This is a genomic window from Rathayibacter sp. RFBD1, from assembly GCF_002932915.1.
In the GTDB taxonomy this organism is placed as follows: domain Bacteria; phylum Actinomycetota; class Actinomycetes; order Actinomycetales; family Microbacteriaceae; genus Rathayibacter.
The window spans coordinates 1-670 of the sequence record NZ_PSWQ01000035.1 but is presented as its reverse complement, the minus strand read 5'-3'; the positions used below and the strand labels follow the sequence as shown (position 1 = coordinate 670).

The following is a 670-nucleotide window of genomic DNA, read 5'->3' as shown; positions in this document are numbered from 1 at the left end:
CTGCTGCGCGCATGAGCCGGCGGACGGTCTCGTGGGCGACTGGACGGCCCCACCGCGCCAGCTGCGCGGTGATGCGGCGGTAGCCGTAGGTGCCATCGGAGGCCTGAAAGGCTGTTCGGATGAGTTCGGTGATACCTATACGCCATTCAGCGGTTGCGGAGGTCTTGCGATCGCGCCATTCGTAATAGCTAGATCGATTGACGCCGACCGCCTGGCACAGTCCGCGGATTGATAGCGTGCGGCTGGGGTCGCGTTCTTCGCGGCGAATGAGTTCGAGCTTGGCGGCTAGCGGAACTTCTTCGCGAAGAACGCGGATGCTTTTCCCAAAAACAGGTTTTCCTCTTCGAGTTCGCGGACCCGCCGTTCGAGTTCCTTTATTCGCGCCCTGTCCTGAACGGTCAGTTCTTCTTCGCCGCCGGCACTGCTTCGGCGATGCGCAGCCACCCAATTAGTGAGGGTCTGCGGAACCAGTCCGAGCTCTCGAGCGACGTCCGCGACGGATCGCGACCTATCAATCACCTCGCGCACTGCCTCCGCGCGGAACTCCGGAGAATACTTCCCACGGGAACTGGACATCCCGGGCCTTCCTTTCGGTCATCGCGGTAATCCTACCAATTCCGCGGTGGTCCAGAAAGAATGGGGCACCTCACCCGATCTCCGCGGTTGGCCG

At 62.1% G+C, this 670-nt stretch carries 2 protein-coding genes; both read right to left on the bottom strand.

Annotation, left to right across the window (positions count from 1 at the left end; all coding sequences use genetic code 11):
* On the bottom strand, positions 1-121 hold a 121-nt coding region (locus tag C5D50_RS17130), incomplete at its 3' end, for an IS3 family transposase (protein WP_374955384.1).
* Positions 122-285: 164 nt separating this feature from the next.
* Positions 286-576: a transposase gene (locus C5D50_RS16935; RefSeq protein ID WP_084415695.1), complete on the bottom strand. Its 291-nt coding sequence runs from the start codon at positions 574-576 to the stop codon at positions 286-288.
* Between the last annotated feature and the right edge of the window lie 94 nt (positions 577-670).